Genomic DNA, 17,664 nt, shown 5'->3' with positions numbered 1-17,664 from the left:
GTCACACCTTGATGTCCTGCGCGACGAGTTTTTGGCTGAGACGCCGACGCTCAAACCAAAGGTAGACGACCGGGGTGGTGTACAACGTCAGGATCTGCGAGACCGCCAGGCCACCGACAATAGCAATGCCCAATGGCTGGCGAAGCTCCGAGCCGGCACCGTGGCCGAACGCCAATGGCACCGCGCCGAGCAGTGCCGCCAGCGAGGTCATCAGGATCGGCCGCAAGCGCAACAGGCACCCTTCGCGCACGGCGTCTCTGGCAGACAAGCCACGCTGCTGGGCCGACAGCGTGAAGTCAACGATCATGATCGCGTTCTTCTTGACGATGCCGATCAGCAAAATAATGCCGATCATCCCAAGGACCGACAGGTCCTGTCCACAGAGCATCAATGCCAGCAGTGCACCGAACCCGGCGGACGGCAGGGTCGAAATGATCGTCAACGGGTGAATCGCGTTCTCGTAGAGCACGCCCAGCACGATGTAGACGGTCAGAATGGCCGCCAGAATCAGCCAGGGTTGTGATTTCAACGAGTCCTGAAATGCCTGGGCGGTGCCCTGGAAACTGCCGACGACAGAGTCGGGCATCGCCACCGCCAAAGACGCCTGGTTGATCGCGCTGACCGCATCGCTCAGGGCTTGACCGGGCGCCAGGTCAAACGACAGGGTAATGGCCGGGAATACCCCTTGGTGGTTGATGATGATCGGCACCTGCTCGGTCTTGATGCTCGCCAACAGATTCAATGGCACCAGGGTTCCGGAGCTGGCGCGCACGTATAAGTGTTCCAGCGTGGTCGTGGACGTCTGCCAGTGCGGGTCCAGTTCAAGAACCACGTGGTTCTGGTCGAGCTGGGTGAACATCGTCGCGACCTGACGCTGCCCGAAGGCGTCGTACAGCACGTCGTCGATGGCCTGCACCGTCACGCCCAGACGCGCCGCCGTGGCACGGTCGATCACCAGGGTTGCCTGAGCAATGGCCTGTTGCTGGTCAGAGGTCACATGTTGCAGTTGCGGCAAGCTCTTGAGTTTTTCCAGCAGCACCCCGCTCCAGTGATCCAGCTCTGCGCTGTCCGGGTCCTGAAGGGTGTACTGGTACTGGGTTTTACTGGCGCGGCCACCGATCTGGATGTCCTGGTTAGCCTGCAGGTAAACCTTGACCCCGGACAACTGATCGAGGGCCGGCTGCAAGCGGCTGATCACCTCGCGGGCACTGTCGGTGCGCTCGCTGAACGGCTTGAGGTTGATCATCACCTTGCCCTGGCTGACCGTCGGGTTCGGGCCGATCCAGAAATATACCTTGGCCACTGCCGGGTCATGACCGACAACTTCGGCGACGCGGTTGACCTGCTCCCGCATGGCCATCGGCGAAATATCGGCAGCGGCTTCGGCAACGCCCTGGATCAGGCCGTTGTCCTGCTGCGGGAAGAAGCCCTTGGGAATGCTCACATACAACACCGCGGTCGCCAGCAATGTGGCCAGTGCCACGCCGAGGGTCAGACGCTGATGGTCGAGGACCCAGTCGAGGCTGCGGCGATAGCCATTGTGCAAGCCAGTGAACGCCCGCTCGCAAGCCTGGGCGAAACGCCCCTCCTCGCTCTCGGTATGCGGTTTGAGCAGCCAGGCGCAAAGCATCGGGGTGATCGTCAGCGAGACGATGCAGGACATGATGATCGCCACGCTGACCGTCACCGCGAACTCGCGCATCAAGCGCCCGACGATCCCCGACATCAACAGGATCGGCAAGAACACCGCAATCAGCGACACCGTCATCGAGACAATGGTGAACGCCACTTCGCGCAAACCATCGACCGCCGATTGCAGGCGAGACTTGCCCATCTCCAGATGGCGCACGATGTTTTCCATCACCACGATGGCATCGTCCACCACGAAGCCGACGGCAATGGCCAGGCCCATGATCGACAGGTTGTCGAGGCTGTAGCCGAGCAAATACATCACGCCGAAGGTCGACACCAGCGACAGCGGAATGGTCAGGCTGGGGATCAACGTGGCGGTGGCCTTGCGCAGGAACACGAAGATCACCACGACCACCAGGGCAATCGACAGCAGCAAAGTGAACTGCATGTCGTTGACCGAGGCTTCGATGGTCTGGGTCCGGTCGCCCACCACCTGAACCTGCACGTCGCGAGGCAACGACGCGGTCAGTTCGGGCAACTTGGCCTTGATCGTGGCAATGGTCGACAGCAGGTTGAAACCCGGCTGTTTGTGAATGTCGACGATCACCGTCGGCTCGCCACCCAACTGTGCGGCTTGCTGGGTATCTTCGGCACCGGCGATTACCCGGCCAAGGTCACCGAGCTTGATCGGCATGCCGTTTTTATAGGCAATCACCTGATCCCGATAATGCTGCGGGTCGAGCATCTGGTCGGTCGCGCCGAGCGTGACGGAGCGGGTCTGCCCGTCAAGGGTGCCCTTGGGCTGATCGACGGTACTGACGCCGATCACGCTGCGCACGTCTTCCAGGCTCAGGCCGCGTGCGGCCAGCGCATCCGGGTCGATCTGAATCCGCACCGCCGGTTTTTGCTCACCGTGGAAATCCACCAGGCCGACGCCCGGCATCTGCGACAAACGCTGGGCAATGTAGTTGTCCGCGTAACGGTCGAGCTCCGGCAGTGTGCGTGTCGGCGAGGTCACGGCCAGTGACAACACCGTCCCTTCCGCCGGGTTGACCTTGTTGAAGGTCGGCGTACTGGTCATGGTCTTCGGCAAGTTCGGGGTCGCGGTGTTGATCGCGGTCTGCACATCCTGCGCAGCACCATCGATGTTCCGTGACAGGTCGAACTGCAACACCACCTGAGTCTTGCCGGCCGCGCTCGAGGAGGTCATCGAGGTGACTTGCGGAACCGCGGCAAAGGCTCTTTCCAGAGGTGTCGCGACCGACGAAGCCATGGTCTCGGCGCTGGCTCCAGAGAGTTTGGCGGTGACCTGAATGGTCGGGAAATCCACCGTAGGCAAAGGGGCCACTGGCAACTGGAAGTACGCGAAAGCGCCCAGCAACATCACCCCAAGCGCTAACAGGCTCAGGCCCACACGTCGTTGAATCAGTCCGGCGAGCCCTTTCATCGTGCGCTCTCCACCGGTGTGGCAGCCGCCAGCGCAGCGGCTTCGTCAGCCTTGACCGGTGCGACTTTGACGCCCGGTGCGATGCGTGACTGGCCTTGCACGACGACCGTTTCTCCAGCGGCCAGCCCCTGACGAATCCACTGCTTGCCATCGACCACGGCGGCGGCATCGACCTGACGCGGCTGCACTCTCTGATCGGCGCCAACTACATAGACGAAGTTGCCCTGACGACCGAACTGCACGGCGTTGGACGGCACCACCGTGACGTCCTGGCGGGTGCTGACCAGCAAGCGTGCGCTGACCAATTCGCCAGGCCACAACTGGTTGGCACTGTTGTCGAACTCGGCCTTCAACTGGATCTGACCGCTCGCGGCAGCCACCTGGCTGTCAATGAAACTCAGACGGCCGCGAGCGATTTCCTGATGGCCGTCGCGGGTCATGGCGACCACTTGCAAGGCGCCCTTGGCGTTTTCTTCAAGGATCTGCGGGAGTTCGTCCTGGGAGACGGCGAAAGCCACCGAAATCGGGTTCATCTGGGTAATGGTCACCAGGCCCGTGGCTTCCGCGCCGTGGGCGATGGCGCCGACGTCCAGCAAGCGCTGGCCGGTACGCCCGGTCAGCGGTGCCTTGACCTGAGTGAACTCCAGTTGCAGGCGCGCGTTATCCAGTGCCGCCTGGTCAGCCTGCACCGTGGCCTGTTGCGCCGCCAATTCGGCGCGATAGGTGTCGACGTCCTGGGTCGGCCCGGCCTTGGCGGCCGCCAGTTTGCTGGCCCGGTCCAGATTGACCCGCAGGTTGGCCAACTGTGCCTGATCCTTGGCCACCAGCGCTTGCGCCTGCGCCACTTGAGCCTGATAGACCCGTGGATCGATCACCGCCAACAGACTGCCGGCGTTCACTGTCTGGCCTTCCTTGAACAGGACTTTCTGCAACTCGCCATCCACCCGAACCCGCACGTTCACGCTGTTGAGCGGCTGAACGTTGCCGATTGCACTGAGCCAGATCGGCAGGTCCTGTTGGCTGACTTGCGTCAGTTGCACCGGGACTGCCGTGGCTTCGGCCTTGGTGGGCGCGGCCTGGGCTCGTTTGATCCACTGAAAGCCGCCGACGCCGGCGCCCAAAAGGAGAACCAGCAGCGCCCAGGAGAGCGCTCGATGGCGAGGGTTCGCAACGCGTGGCTTAGCATTCATGGGTGTGACGCCTGAGAAGGAGAAAGGGAAGCGAGGGTGTCGGGCGTGAAATCACCGCCCAGCGACCGGAACAAACCGACGGCGGCCTGCAGGTGTTGCAGGCGTACCTGCAACAGCGTGTCTTCGGCCTGATACTGGGTGCGCTCGACGATCAACAAGGTCTGGAAATCGGTGGAGCCCAGCCGATAACGAACCTGCGCCAACCTCGCGGCCTCGCGGGCGGAGTCCACCGCGGCCTGATTCAAGGCATAGCTTTTATCCAGTTCGCGGGTGGCACTCAGTTGGGTTTCGACGTCTTGCAGCGCCTCGATCACCGATTCACGGTAACTGGCGGTCAGTTCCTGCACGTGGGCCTGATCAACGTGCAATTGGCCGCTGAGCTGGCCGCCGGTGAACACCGGTTGGGCCAATGTGCCGATGACGCTCCAGATATTGCCGCCGGCAATGGTGTCGATACCGCCGATCAGGTCCAGCGACAGATTTGGCAAGAACGCCGCACGGGCGACCCCGACATCGAAGTTGGCCGAGACCAGTCGCGCTTCGGCTGCTTGCACATCGGGCCGCTGACGCAGCAGGCCGATGGGCAGTCCAGCGGACGGACGCGGCATCTGCAAACCCTCAAGACCGGAGTTTTTCAGGTGAAAACCTTGCGGCGTCTCGCCCACCAGTACCGCCAATTGGTAGAGCGCCAGATCGCGCTGCTGACGCAATGGTGGCATCGCCGCCTGGAAGGTTTGCAGGGCGTTGCGTTGCTGCGCCACTTCAAGATTGGACACGGCGCCCTGGCTGGCCTGGACTTCGACCAGATCGAGCACCTGCTTGGCGTCGTCGGCAATTGACTGGGCCAGGCGCAGCCGTTCTTCCAGCGACAAGACCTGGAAGTAGCTGTCGGCAATACTCGCCCCCAGGCTCATGCGCAGGGTTTGTGCGTCGAACACGCTGGCATTGGCCAACGCGTCAGCTGAGTCGGCGGCAGCGCGCTGTTTGCCCCAGAAGTCCAGCTCGTATGACGCTTGGGCGAACACGCTGCTTTTCTTGGTGGTGCCGTAATTGTTCTGGCGTTGGACATTGCCGCCCAGTGCCAGGGTCGGATATTGCCCAGCGCCGACGACCTGAGCCGAAGCGCGTGCCTCTTCAATGCGGCTGGCCGCGGCTTTAAGGGTGTAATTGGCCGAGAGGCCACGGGTGATCAGATCATTCAGTTCAGCGCTGTGGAATTGGCTCCACCACTGCCCTCCCCGTGCCGCGGTCGTTTGCCCGGAGCCATTCCAGTTTGCCGCCAGCGGCAACTCCGGTTGATGGTAGGCGGGCACCATCGAGCAGCCACCGAGCATCAATACGCCCAGCAGCACCGATATTGATAAAAAGTTACGCCTCGGTGAGGTTGCAACTGACATTGGCACGCGATCTCCGGCTGAAACGATTGTGGAGCACCTCCACGAATCAGCCGAAGATAGCCAACAGCGCCTTGCAGAGCGTTCGCCTGCAGGTAAACTTTTATTTAATCGGGCTCGCGACGGCCCTGAAAGCTGTAACCCGCGCCCGGAATGGTCTTGATCAGCGAGTACTCGAAACCTTCGTCGAGTTTGCGCCGCAGACGATGGATATGTTTGTCGATGACATTGTCGTTGGGGTCGAAGGTGTAATCCCAGGCACTGTCGAGCAGCATGTCGCGGGTGACCACCTGACCGCTGTGGCGCATGAGTTTTTCCAGCAACAGCGCCTCACGCTGTTGCAAGACAATGCTACGGCCTTGGCGCACCGCCGTACGGGTCGCGCAGTCGAGTTCGAGTTCGCCGACTTGCAGCTTGCGCCCTGCTGCGCTCGGTTGATCGGTGCCGCGAAGCAAAGCATCGAGGCGCGCGAGCACCTCGGCGAACGCGTAGGGTTTTGCCAGGTAATCGTCACAACCGGCTTGCAAGCCTTCGACCTTTTGCGCGGTGGTCGACTGAGCGCTGAGCATTAGCACCGGAATACGCGAACCGCGACTGCGTATCGCCCTTACCAGCGCAATGCCGTCGAGCCCCGGCAGCCGCCGGTCGACAATCAACGCGTCATGAATCCCTTCCAGGGCCATGGCCAGTCCATCGTTACCTTCTTCGGCGACATCCACCACGTGCCCGCTTTCCGTCAGCCCACGCAACAGGTAGGTGGCGGTCTGGGCATCGTCTTCAACGACTAGAATGCGCAAGGAGCTTTCTCTCTTAACAGGAACCTAAACTTTTATTTATCCGGCGGCGACGTTGGCGTCTTCCTGGATTTGACACACTATGCCATCTCTCCACTCGTTCAAGTGACCGGTTCAACTCCCATGACCCATGTTCTGGTCGTCGAAGACGACAGCTCCACCGCCCACGAAATTGAAGCAGCCCTGCAGGACCACGGGTTTACCGTCACTTGCGTGAACAATGGCCGCGACGGCTTGCTCAAGGCCCTCAGCGAGCCCTTCGACCTGATCGTGCTCGACCGGATGCTGCCGGGCGGCATCGATGGGCTGGGCGTATTGACCGCCTTGCGAGCGGCGAGCGTGAGCACGCCGGTGTTGATCCTCAGTGCCCTGAGCGCGCTGGATGAGCGTGTTCGAGGTTTGCGCGCCGGTGGTGATGACTACCTGACCAAGCCCTTCGAGTTTATCGAACTCACCGCGCGGCTGGACGCCTTGAGCCGTCGCCGTGCCGAACCCGCCACCCGCGAACCGGACAACCAGCTGCGCGTCGGCAACCTGCACGTCGACCTGTTACGCCGCAGTGTGCGCCGTGGCGATCGAACCATCGACCTGGTTCCGCGTGAATACGCGTTGCTGGAACACCTGATGCGTAACGCCGAACAGGTGGTCACACGCACCATGTTGTTTGAAGCCGTATGGAATTACAGCTACGACGAGCGCACCAATGTCATCGAGGTGCATATCGGCCGCCTGCGGCGCAAGATCGACGCCGAAGGTGAACCGCAGATGATCCACACCATTCGGGGGGCCGGCTATGTTCTCCGTTCACCTGAGTGAGATTCCGCGCACCATCAGTTTTCGCACAGGCCTGATGTTCCTGGGGCTGTTCGGCTGCTCGTTTCTGGCGCTATTTGGCTACATTTACTGGCAGACCGCGTTTTACCTGAAGACCGAGGCCGACACTGCGCTCTATCGTCAGGTAGAGAATCGCAGCCAGCAAACCCCGCAACTGCGGGAAGAGGAAATCCGCAAACACGCCATTTCGGACACAGAAGGCCGCCTGCCCCACAGTTTGTTCGATGAAAACGGCCAGTACATTGTCGGCGCCATTCATCAACTGCCGCCGTTCAGAAAATATGATCGCCCCGCCGAGTTCGACTGGCAAAAAACCAATGATCGCTCCCGTCCGGTGCGGTTTATCGTTCATAAACTGGAAGACGGCAAAACCTTGCTGGTCGCCCAGGACATGCATGATATCGGCGAGTTCGACGAACTTTTGGTCCATGCGCTGGTTTCCGGTGGGGTCCTGCTGCTGGTGGTTGGCCTGTTAGGTGCGATCGGCCTCGGCTACTCGGCGCGGCGCCGTCTCGACAAGTTAAGCGACTCGATCAAAGGCATCATCGAAGGCGACTTGAGCAGCCGCTTGCCCACCTTGGGCAACAACGATGACATCGACCGCCTCGCCAATGTCGTCAACAGCATGCTCGATGAGCTGGAACGCTTGATGAGCGAGGTCAAGGGCGTCTGCGACGACATCGCCCACGACCTGCGCACGCCCCTGACCCGGCTGATTGCCGGCCTTGAGCGCGCGCAACGGCGGGGTCTGCGCGAGGACGAATACGCCGCCAGCATTGATTCGGCCCTGACCGAGGCCAAGGGCCTGCTGCTGACGTTCCGTGCCTTGCTGCGCATTTCCGAGATTGAGGACAGCGCACGACGCAGCCACTTTGCACCGGTCGATCTGAACCTGATTGGCGCCGATGCCACCGAACTCTACGAACCGCTGGCCGAGGAGCGCGGCATCAGCCTGGCGTTCCATGCCGGCGCGCAGCCAACGCTGATCGCTGGCGATGCGCAACTGCTGTTCGATGCCTGCTGCAACCTGCTGGATAACGCGATCAAGTTCTCACCCGACCATAGCAGCGTCAGTCTCAGCGTCATCAGCGACGCAACGGGCATCGGTATTCGGGTAGTCGATAACGGTCCGGGAATTGCGGAAGACGAGCGCGAGGCGGTATTTCGCCGGCTCTACCGTTCAGAACTGAGCCGTCACACACCCGGCAACGGGTTGGGCTTGAGCATGGTGTCGGCGGTGGCGCGGTTGCACGACATGAAGCTTGCGGTCTACGACGCGGCCCCGGGTTGCCAAATCGATCTGCTGGGAAAACAGACTCACGAAACAGCTTGAAACAATCGGTCTCGGGCGGCTCTTGCCGCCTTCCCGACGACCTCGCGCGAGGTCTTGGCGCAGGCGTCTCTGGTCGATGGCAATGCAATTAAAATCAAACAATTAGCTGTCGTTAAGGGTGGGTTAAGCGTTCCAGCGAAATTTTCACATTCGTTTCACTTATCCCCCACTTGCCCGCCTCTACATTGATCATCACAAATCGACCTTCAATGCTCGCGTTTTCCGTGAACTGTCTATCCTGACTGCTTGAACGGAATCGACATTCTTCGTCCCAATACGACTTACAGGTGAAAGGCGTGGTTAATACTGTATTACCCAAGGACTCGCCTAAACGAGCGGTCAAAAAACGGTTTCTGAAGGTCACGCTAGCGGCGTCGGCAGTGATAGTGGCCGCCCTGGTCATGGGGTTCACCTTGTGGCCCCGGTCTCCAGCGATGCTGGCGGAAAGTGATCACATGGCAACGGCTGGCGTATTCCAACACTGGCAGGCAGGGGATGTGGTGGTGCTGGTTCGACATGCCGAACGCTGCGATCAGTCGAAAAACCCGTGCCTGGGCCCGGCCGATGGCATTACCCAGGTAGGCAGCGCGGCATCGACAGACGTCGGCAAGGGGTTCAACGCCCTGGGCATGGACCATGCGGATGTGTTCAGCAGCCCTGCGACCCGCACGATGCAAACCGCGCAGTACATGTTTGGCAAAGAGGCCTCGAATCAGGAATGGCTGGCCCAATGCGGCAAGACCATGCGTGACGATGTGGTCGCACACAAAACGGCACATCGCAATCTGGTCCTGGTCACGCACAGCGGCTGTATCAGCGACTTCGAGAAACAAACCGGCTTCAAGCATGCTCCTACCAGTCAGTACACCAGCTCCCTGTTCGTTTCGGTGACGGCTGACGGCCAGCTGAAAGTGCTTGGTATTGTGAATTCCGGGGACTGGCCAGCCGTGCTGGATAAGCGATTCGCCAGCAAATAACACGGTTGGCCAGGACACGCCAGCGCTGTTAACGAACTCAAAAAACAAAGCCATTACGGCAGTTCGCCAGCGCTCGCGCGCAGTTGAAACAAATTGAATAACTTTATTTTTTCAGCGAGTTACTGAAAATCCGGGGATTTCACGTTTGAATGCCTGCTTGGGGAAAATCCTCAATGGAAGACTCGACGCTCCACTTGTAGCATGCGGTGCCCGCTCACAGCGGCTCACTCACCTGCACCCGTCCAGTCCGCTGCCAGGAGGCCCAGGAATGTCATGCGTCGACTTTATCCTTTTGCCGAGTAATACGGCCGGCTCGCCACAGCGATGCCTGCGCCCCTGCACGCGTCTTTGTTGAAGAAGACCGGCGCAGCATCGAACGTCGTAACCAAAACACCAAAAACCGAGCAACGTCTTCCGGTATCAAGGCCGTCCCATGAAGCGAAAAATAATACTCGTCACGCATCACTTTACTGATTGCTCACGCAGCAATCCGAACCGCCGAATGAAGTCGCAGGGAGCACGAGTCAAATGATCAAGCGCTGGGCTCTACCCTGCCTATTGTTGGCCTTCGGCCTGTTCTACCTGTTGCCGATGGTCGGCCATGGGTTATGGATTCCCGACGAACCCCGCTACGCGCAGATCAGCCAGGAGATGTTGCTGAGCGGTGACTGGGTGTCTCCGCACTTCATGGGCTTTCGCTACTTCGAGAAGCCCATTGCCGGTTACTGGATGATCGCCATCGGTCAGGCGATCTTCGGCGAGAACCTGTTTGGCGTGCGTATTGCCTCGGCGGTCGCCACCGGGCTGAGTGTGTGGCTGGCGTATCTGGTCGCCCGTCGCCTGTGGAACGATCCGCGCAAAAGTTTCGCTGCCGCCCTGCTCTACATGAGCTTCGGCCTGATCGCCGGCCAGGCTGGCTACTCCAACCTCGATCCGCAGTTCACCTTCTGGGTCAACCTGAGCCTGGTTGCCTTGTGGTTTGCCCTGGATAATAAAACCCCACGCAGCAAACTCGGTGCCTGGGCCCTGCTCGGCTTCGCCTGTGGCATGGGTTTCCTGACCAAGGGCTTCCTTGCCTGGCTGTTGCCGGTGTTGATCGCACTGCCTTACATGATCTGGCAAAAGCGCTTTGGTGAATTGCTGCGTTATGGCCTGGTAGCGCTGGTCGTCGCCATCATCGTCAGCCTGCCGTGGGTGCTGGCGATCAATAGTCACGAACCGGATTTCTGGCGGTACTTCTTCTGGCAAGAGCACATTCGCCGGTTCGCCGCCGACGATGCCCAGCACACCCGGCCGTGGTGGTTCTTCCTGCCGATCATGGTGGTTTCGAGTCTGCCGTGGGCGGCCCTGTTGCCATCGACACTGGTTCAAGCCTGGAAAAACAAGACTCAGAACACCACCGGCTTCCTGTTGCTGTGGATGCTCCTGCCGCTGGTATTTTTCAGCCTGAGCAGAGGCAAGCTGCCGACCTACATCATGCCGTGCCTGCTGCCGCTGGCCTTGCTGATGGCCAGCACACTGATCGATCTGGTGAGCGAGGCCCGTGGCCGCGCGATTCGTATCAACGGCCTGATCAACGTAGCGATCGCGACGATTGCCCTGATTGTCCTGATCTATCTGCAGATCACCCGGCCGATCTTTGAAAACACCGAAATGTTTACCCTGTCGCTGGGCTTCATCGTGTTGGCCGGCTGGATCATCGCCAACGCCCTGCAAGCCCTCCGACCGCTGGTCTATTGGGCCACTCCGGCGCTGGGGATCTGGCTTCTGGTCGCCCTGTTGCCGGCCGCCATGCCGGCTGTCATCGTCAACAGCAAAATGCCTGACCAGTTCATCGCCGAGCATGTTCAGGAATTGAGCGAGACCACTTCGCTGCTGAGTAACGACCTGGGTGCGGCTTCGGCATTATCCTGGCGCCTGAAGCGCCCGCAAGTTGACCTGTACAACACGGTGGGTGAGTTGAAGTACGGTACTGATTTCCCTGAGGCTGCACCCCGCAAAGTCGACATGAACAGTGTCCAGCAGTGGATGACCGAAGCCCGCAAAAAGGGCTCGGTGGGTGTGGTCATGCGGGTAAAAAATGCCCTGGAAGAGCAGGAAGTCTTGTTGCTGCCGACTGATGGCAAGCACTACAAACGAGGCGAACTGGAGATCCTGATTTTCCCGAAACTGCCCTGAAGATTCCTGATGCGCCGGTTTACCGGGTGATGATGTGCAAATCGTCACCCGGCAAGTAGATGATCTGCATTTTCTGACCCCGGCGCGCAGGTCGCGGCGTTCAAAGGCACGGAGCAATCCTGCAGCTGGCGGTCGAGACCTAAGGGAAATACCACATGAAGTCGCGGGAAACGGAAACACGCGCGCTGCTGATCCTGCTTGGGGTTTCAGCGCTACTCCTGTTATTGGGACTGGGCACACGGGAGCTTTGGGGCCCGGAAACCCGTTGGGCGAATATCACGCTGCAGATGCTGCAAAGCGGTAACTACTTCGACCCGTACCTCATGGGCGGCTCCTATTACGACAAACCACTGCCCTCCTACTGGTTGATTACCGCCACCACCTGGTTTACAGGCGGCCTGGGCCACTGGTCCTTGCGTCTGTCTTCGGTGATTGCCGCCTGGTTGAGTGTCTGGCTGGTCTACTTGATTGGCGAGCAACTGTTTCGCAAAGGCACCGGTCTGATCGCCGGCTGGATGCTCGCAACCACCTTCTATTTCGTCTTTTGGGCCCGAGTCGCGACGGCTGACATTCTGACCGTCTGCGGTGTGCTGGCAGCAATCTGGTGGTATTGGCGCGGCCCGGACGACACGCGACTCGGGCGCTACTGCGTGTTCTTCCTGCTGCTGTCCGTGACCTCGCTGTTCAAAGGCCTGATCGGCTTTATCCTGCCCGGCCTGGTGCTGTTGCCGCATCTGCTGCAAGAAGGCCGCTGGAAACGTCACCTCAACCTGCGCCTGTGCGTCGCCCTGTTGGTTGCCGGCCTGGTCTATGCGGTGCCGTTCGTGTTGTCGAATATCTACGGCGCACCCACCTCCGCCCAGAGCGGCCTGGGGCTGGTCTTCCGGGAAAACGTGGTGCGGTTTTTCCAGCCGTTCGACCACATCGGGCCCATTTACACCTACCTGATCTACTTGCCGGTTTATACCCTGCCATGGGCACCGTACTGGGTGCTTGGGCTGTGGGTCGCGGCCCGTAACTGGCGCACACTCGAACCCAATGCCCGCTGGTTGATCTGGGGCCTGGGCTTGCTGTTCCTGTTCTTCACGGCCAGTGGTAGCCGACGCAGTTACTACGTTTTGCCGCTAGTACCATTTGCCCAACTGTTGGCGGCCTGGTGGGTCACCCGGCACATGGAAGAACGGCGCGCTGCCGGCAAAGCCGAAGGACGCGGCCTGAAGATCGGTTTTGGCGTCACGACGGTCCTGCTATTGCTGATCCTCGGGATTATCGTGCCCTGGAGCAACACGGGTGGCGGCGTTGTGCAGTTCGGCAAGGACGTCAAGGCCCAGGCCAGCCTGATCGCACCGTGGAATCAATGGCGGATGGTGATGGTCGATGTCGACAACAAAGTCCCGATGTACCTGCAAAACGACGGTGCGCCTTTCTACTACGTGCCCGAAAGCAAGGACTTCCCTCGCGAAGGCACCACCGCACAGTTCATGGCATGGCTGGAAAAGAACAGCGGCCAGCAGTGGAACCCGCAGCGCACCATCATTGTCGCGCACTACAAACGTGGCGATACGCTGCCGCTGAACTACCTGAGCGTCGACCACCAGGCCGTCGTCACGCAGCCAGACAACGGTGAGCGGCTGCTGCATCCGCGCTCGGATGCCAGCGTCGCCTTCATCCCCAACGCCCCCGCCCAATGAAAAATGATCGAGAGGCCCATCGGGCCTCTCGATGCTTCCCTGCACGGCTCACGTGAAATCAGTGAGCCAGTCGACGATAGTGTTTGAATTCAAACCACTCTGTCCTTCAAACTCCCTCCTTAGCGCCTCAATCTAAATACAAACGACATTGATTAACGACTTGCTTGACGTTTTTTTCACATATCCCGCACTACATTGCCGCCACCAAAACCCATGCGAATGATTCGCATTGTTCTGGGCGAGCTGCAGGGATTGCGGGAATCGAACAACAGGCTTGCCCATCTGATTCTTTATAAAACTGCAGGAGCTGCTAACAAAATGAATCATCGTCGCCCTTCGTTTCTGAAAATCGCGCTGCTCGCCACCGCTCTTATGGGTGCTGGCCATGTCTTTGCTGCGCCAAGCAGCGACGGCATCGTGGTCTATAACGCGCAGCATGAGACCCTGACCAAGGCCTGGGTCGAAGGTTTTACCCATGAAACAGGGATCAAGGTCACGCTGCGCAATGGCGATGACAGCGAGATGGGCAATCAGCTGGTGCAAGAAGGTGCGGCCTCCCCGGCAGACGTATTCCTGACCGAGAACTCCCCGGCCATGGTGCTGGTGGATAACGCCGGGCTGTTTACCCCTGTTGCGCCGTCGACCCTGGAGCAAATCGGTTCGGCCTATCGCCCGGCCCATGGCAAATGGGTGGGCATCGCCGCTCGCTCGACCGTGTTTGTCTACAACAAGGCCAAGCTGGCCGAAGCCGATCTGCCAAAGTCTCTGATGGACCTGGCTTCCCCAAGCTGGAAAGGTCGTTGGGCCGGTTCGCCTGCCGGCGCCGATTTCCAGGCCATCGTCGCCGCCGTACTGGAACTCAAGGGCGAAGCCGCCACCCTGGAATGGTTGAAAGGCATGAAAGCCAACGCCACCGCCTACCGTGGCAACAGCGCTGTGCTCAAGGCAGTGAACGCCGGTCAGATTGAAGGCGGCGTGATCTACCACTACTACAGCTTCGTCGATCAGAGCAAAACCGGCGAAAACAGCAAGAACACCTCGCTGCACTACTTCAAGCACAAAGATCCGGGCGCGTTTGTCAGCCTCTCCGGTGGCGCTGTCCTGGCGTCCAGTAAACACCAGGAAGAAGCTCAGGCGTTCCTGAAGTGGATCACCGGCAAAGAAGGCCAGGCCATTCTGAAAAACGGTAACTCGTTTGAATACGCCGTAGGCCAGAAAGCCGAGTCGAACCCGAAACTGGTGCCGCTGGCGCAACTTGACGCGCCTGTGGTCGATGCCTCCAAACTCAACAGCAAAAAAGTCGTCGAGCTGATGACTCAGGCGGGGTTGTTGTAATCCGATGTCCAAGCCAGTCGCGCTGCCAGAAGCTAGTGAAGTCGTCGATCTGACGACTCTGGCCAACCCTCGTCAACACCCTCGCCGCGTCTCCGGGAGGCGCAGCGGCTCGTGGGTTGTGGCCATATCCATTCTGGTCTCGTTGCTGGCCCTGCTGCCGTTAGCGTTTGTCATCGGCATTTCCATCAAGACCGGCTGGGCGACGATTGCCGAGCTGGTCTTCAGGCCCCGAGTGGCCGAACTTTTGATCAACACCGTGTTGCTGGTGGTGATCACGATTCCCCTGTGTATCGCGCTCGGCGTGGCACTCGCCTGGTTGACCGAACGCACCGATTTACCAGGCCGCCGCCTCTGGTCGGTGCTGGCAACGGCACCGATTGCGGTGCCGGCCTTTGTCCACAGTTATGCCTGGGTCAGCCTGGCACCACCGATTCACGGGTTGTTTGCCGGGGTATTGGTTTCGGTTATCGCCTACTTCCCGTTCCTCTATCTGCCAGTCGCCGCCACCCTGCGGCGCCTTGATCCGGCCATCGAAGATGTCTCCGAATCGCTGGGCCTGAAGCCCTGGGCGGTGTTTTTCCGGGTCGTGCTGCCGCAACTGCGCCTGGCCATCTGTGGCGGCGCCTTGCTGGTCGGCCTGCACTTGCTGGCCGAATACGGCCTGTACGCGATGATTCGCTTCGACACCTTCACCACGGCGATCTTCGACCAGTTCCAGTCGAGCTTCAACGGCCCGGCGGCGAATATGCTGGCCGGGGTGCTGGCGCTGTGCTGCCTGCTGATGTTGACCGCTGAATCCGCATCGCGTGGCCACGCCCGTTACGCACGAGTCGGTTCCGGCAGTGCGCGCCTGCAACGCACCCAGCGGCTGACACGCAACACCAAGGCCGCTGCACTTTTACTGCCGATCATCACCAGCGCGCTGGCCCTCGGTGTGCCGCTGATTACCCTGGCCCAATGGTTGATTGCCGGTGGCGCGGACGTCTGGCGCATGGCGGAAATTCTTCCGGCATTGAAGCAGACCCTCGTTCTGGCCAGTGTCGGCGCGGTGATCACCACCTGCGCGGCAGTTCCGGTGGCCTGGTTGTCGATACGTTCGCCGGGGCGCCTGCATCGCATCCTGGAAAGCTGCAACTACATCACCAGTTCATTGCCGGGAATCGTCGTAGCGCTGGCGCTGGTGACCGTCACCATCAGCTTTGCCCGGCCGATTTACCAGACCACCATCACGGTACTGCTGGCGTACCTGCTGATGTTCTTGCCACGCGCGCTGGTCAGTTTGCGCGCGGGTATTGCCCAGGCACCGGTAGAACTGGAAAATATCGCCCGCAGCCTGGGCCGCTCGCCGAGCCAGGCGCTCTGGCTGATTACCATGCGCCTGGCCGCACCAGGGGCCGCCGCCGGCGCAGCGCTGGTGTTTCTGGCGATCACCAATGAACTGACCGCAACCCTGTTGCTCTCGCCAAGTGGCACCCGCACCCTGGCCACCGGTTTTTGGGCCATGACCAGCGAAATTGACTACGCCGCAGCGGCACCTTATGCGCTGATCATGATTTTGCTGTCGCTTCCGTTGACCGCGCTTCTCTATCATCAATCCAAACGCACGGCAGGCCGATGAACGCTCTCGAACTGAACTCCATCTACAAAACCTTCGGCGCCCTGCCTGCCTTGGACAACGTCAGCCTGTCGGTGCCAGCGGGCAGTCGCACGGCCATCGTCGGCCCTTCCGGCTCGGGCAAGACCACCCTGCTACGGATGATTGCCGGGTTCGAGTTTCCCGATTCTGGCAGCATCACGCTCAACGGCCAGACACTGGTCGACGGTTCGACCGAAGTCCCCGCCCATCAGCGCATGATTGGTTATGTGCCACAGGACGGTGCGTTGTTTCCACACATGACGGTTGCCGGCAACATTGCCTTTGGACTGTCGGGTGATGCCGCCTTGAAGCAAGCACGCGTCGCCGAGCTGATGGACATGGTGTCGCTGGATGCACGCATGAGCCAGCGCTGGCCGCACGAGCTTTCCGGTGGTCAGCAACAACGGGTAGCCCTGGCCCGCGCCTTGGCGCAACGACCTCGGCTGATGCTGCTGGACGAACCCTTCTCGGCACTGGACACCGGCCTGCGGGCGTCCATGCGCAAAATGGTTGCCAAACTTCTGTCAGACACCGGCGTGACCACCATCCTGGTGACTCACGATCAGTCCGAAGCGTTGTCATTTGCCGATCAACTGGCCGTGATGCGCCAGGGTCGGTTGGTGCAGACCGGGCAACCGATGGATCTGTACCTGCATCCTCGCGATGAAGAAACGGCGCTGTTCCTCGGGGATGCCGTAGTCATGCCGGCGCGGGTCGAAAATGGCTACGCCATCTGCGACCTGGGACGGGTTAATGTCAGCAGCACCTCGCCAAACGGTGCAGCGCGGATCATGTTGCGGCCCGAGCAGTTGCAGATTTCCAGTCAGCCCGCCGATCTGGAACAGGTGGATGGCTGCATCGGGGTGGTGACCGATCGCGACTTTGGCGGCAATACCTGCACCTTGACGGTGGAACTGAAGCAACCCTCACCTGCTACGGATGGACAGTCAGCAAGCCGCTCGTTACTGGTTCGCAGTTCCGGGGTGCATGCACCAGCCGCTGGCAGCCTGGTACACATTTCAACTCTCGGTAACGCGCACGTGTTGACTGAGCCTGCTCGCCGCCAGGCGGTTGCAACGCCATAGTTTGCAGCTTGACGCAAACTCAGGGTGAAGTAGTCTTGGCAAGCTATTTACTATCTTTTTAGCGATGTGCGGGCCAATTGACGATTTTCCTTGCAGCGCCTGAAAAATGGCAATAGCTGCCAGAAAGGACTGTAAGTG

At 60.2% G+C, this 17,664-nt stretch carries 12 protein-coding genes; 8 read left to right on the top strand and 4 right to left on the bottom strand.

Annotated features, from left to right (window positions below; translation table 11 throughout):
• Position 1: 1 nt before the first annotated feature.
• The 4 genes from KRR23_RS13915 to KRR23_RS13900 all read right to left on the bottom strand — a co-directional run bounded on the left by KRR23_RS13915 (position 2) and on the right by KRR23_RS13900 (position 6,460).
• Positions 2 to 3,079 carry an efflux RND transporter permease subunit gene (locus KRR23_RS13915; protein WP_216742957.1) on the bottom strand — a complete coding sequence of 1,026 codons (3,078 nt, stop codon included), beginning with the start codon at positions 3,077 to 3,079 and terminating at the stop codon, positions 2 to 4.
• Positions 3,076 to 4,269, bottom strand: coding sequence for an efflux RND transporter periplasmic adaptor subunit (locus KRR23_RS13910; protein ID WP_216742956.1), 1,194 nt, complete (start codon positions 4,267 to 4,269; stop codon positions 3,076 to 3,078). The genes KRR23_RS13915 and KRR23_RS13910 overlap by 4 nt, the downstream gene beginning before the upstream one ends.
• On the bottom strand, positions 4,266 to 5,666 hold the full coding sequence (locus KRR23_RS13905) for an efflux transporter outer membrane subunit (RefSeq protein WP_253912093.1): 1,401 nt from the start codon (positions 5,664 to 5,666) through the stop codon (positions 4,266 to 4,268). The genes KRR23_RS13910 and KRR23_RS13905 overlap by 4 nt, the downstream gene beginning before the upstream one ends.
• Positions 5,667 to 5,770: 104 nt before the next feature.
• Positions 5,771 to 6,460: a response regulator transcription factor gene (locus tag KRR23_RS13900; protein ID WP_216742955.1), complete on the bottom strand. Its 690-nt coding sequence runs from the start codon at positions 6,458 to 6,460 to the stop codon at positions 5,771 to 5,773.
• 120 nt (positions 6,461 to 6,580) lie between these two features.
• Between KRR23_RS13900 and KRR23_RS13895 the strand changes: the two genes are divergently transcribed.
• From KRR23_RS13895 to KRR23_RS13860, 8 genes are all read left to right on the top strand, one after another.
• Positions 6,581 to 7,273 (top strand): response regulator transcription factor, encoded by a 693-nt coding sequence (locus tag KRR23_RS13895; RefSeq protein ID WP_216742954.1) that lies wholly within the window; start codon positions 6,581 to 6,583, stop codon positions 7,271 to 7,273.
• Positions 7,251 to 8,624 carry a sensor histidine kinase KdpD gene (locus KRR23_RS13890; protein ID WP_216742953.1) on the top strand — a complete coding sequence of 458 codons (1,374 nt, stop codon included), beginning with the start codon at positions 7,251 to 7,253 and terminating at the stop codon, positions 8,622 to 8,624. The genes KRR23_RS13895 and KRR23_RS13890 overlap by 23 nt, the downstream gene beginning before the upstream one ends.
• A 353-nt stretch (positions 8,625 to 8,977) precedes the next feature.
• Positions 8,978 to 9,601 carry a histidine phosphatase family protein gene (locus KRR23_RS13885; protein ID WP_216743160.1) on the top strand — a complete coding sequence of 208 codons (624 nt, stop codon included), beginning with the start codon at positions 8,978 to 8,980 and terminating at the stop codon, positions 9,599 to 9,601.
• Positions 9,602 to 10,129: 528 nt separating this feature from the next.
• On the top strand, positions 10,130 to 11,779 hold the full coding sequence (arnT, locus tag KRR23_RS13880; protein WP_216742952.1) for a lipid IV(A) 4-amino-4-deoxy-L-arabinosyltransferase: 1,650 nt from the start codon (positions 10,130 to 10,132) through the stop codon (positions 11,777 to 11,779).
• 155 nt (positions 11,780 to 11,934) lie between these two features.
• The gene (locus KRR23_RS13875) at positions 11,935 to 13,470 is read left to right on the top strand and encodes a glycosyltransferase family 39 protein (RefSeq protein ID WP_216742951.1); all 1,536 of its coding nucleotides are present in this window, start codon (positions 11,935 to 11,937) and stop codon (positions 13,468 to 13,470) included.
• 318 nt (positions 13,471 to 13,788) lie between these two features.
• Positions 13,789 to 14,805, top strand: coding sequence for an iron ABC transporter substrate-binding protein (locus KRR23_RS13870; RefSeq protein ID WP_216742950.1), 1,017 nt, complete (start codon positions 13,789 to 13,791; stop codon positions 14,803 to 14,805).
• Between the two features lie 4 nt (positions 14,806 to 14,809).
• The gene (locus KRR23_RS13865) at positions 14,810 to 16,423 is read left to right on the top strand and encodes an iron ABC transporter permease (RefSeq protein ID WP_253912092.1); all 1,614 of its coding nucleotides are present in this window, start codon (positions 14,810 to 14,812) and stop codon (positions 16,421 to 16,423) included.
• A complete protein-coding gene (locus tag KRR23_RS13860) occupies positions 16,420 to 17,526 on the top strand; it encodes an ABC transporter ATP-binding protein (protein ID WP_216742949.1) in 1,107 nt (368 codons plus the stop codon). Before KRR23_RS13865 ends, KRR23_RS13860 begins: the two co-directional genes overlap by 4 nt.
• Positions 17,527 to 17,664 lie beyond the last annotated feature (138 nt).

Origin of the sequence: Pseudomonas sp. CVAP#3 (assembly GCF_018986375.1) — a bacterium.
In the GTDB taxonomy this organism is placed as follows: domain Bacteria; phylum Pseudomonadota; class Gammaproteobacteria; order Pseudomonadales; family Pseudomonadaceae; genus Aquipseudomonas; species Aquipseudomonas helvetica.
Note: the sequence above shows the minus strand (reverse complement) of the source record. Positions and strands in the feature narration are given on the sequence as shown.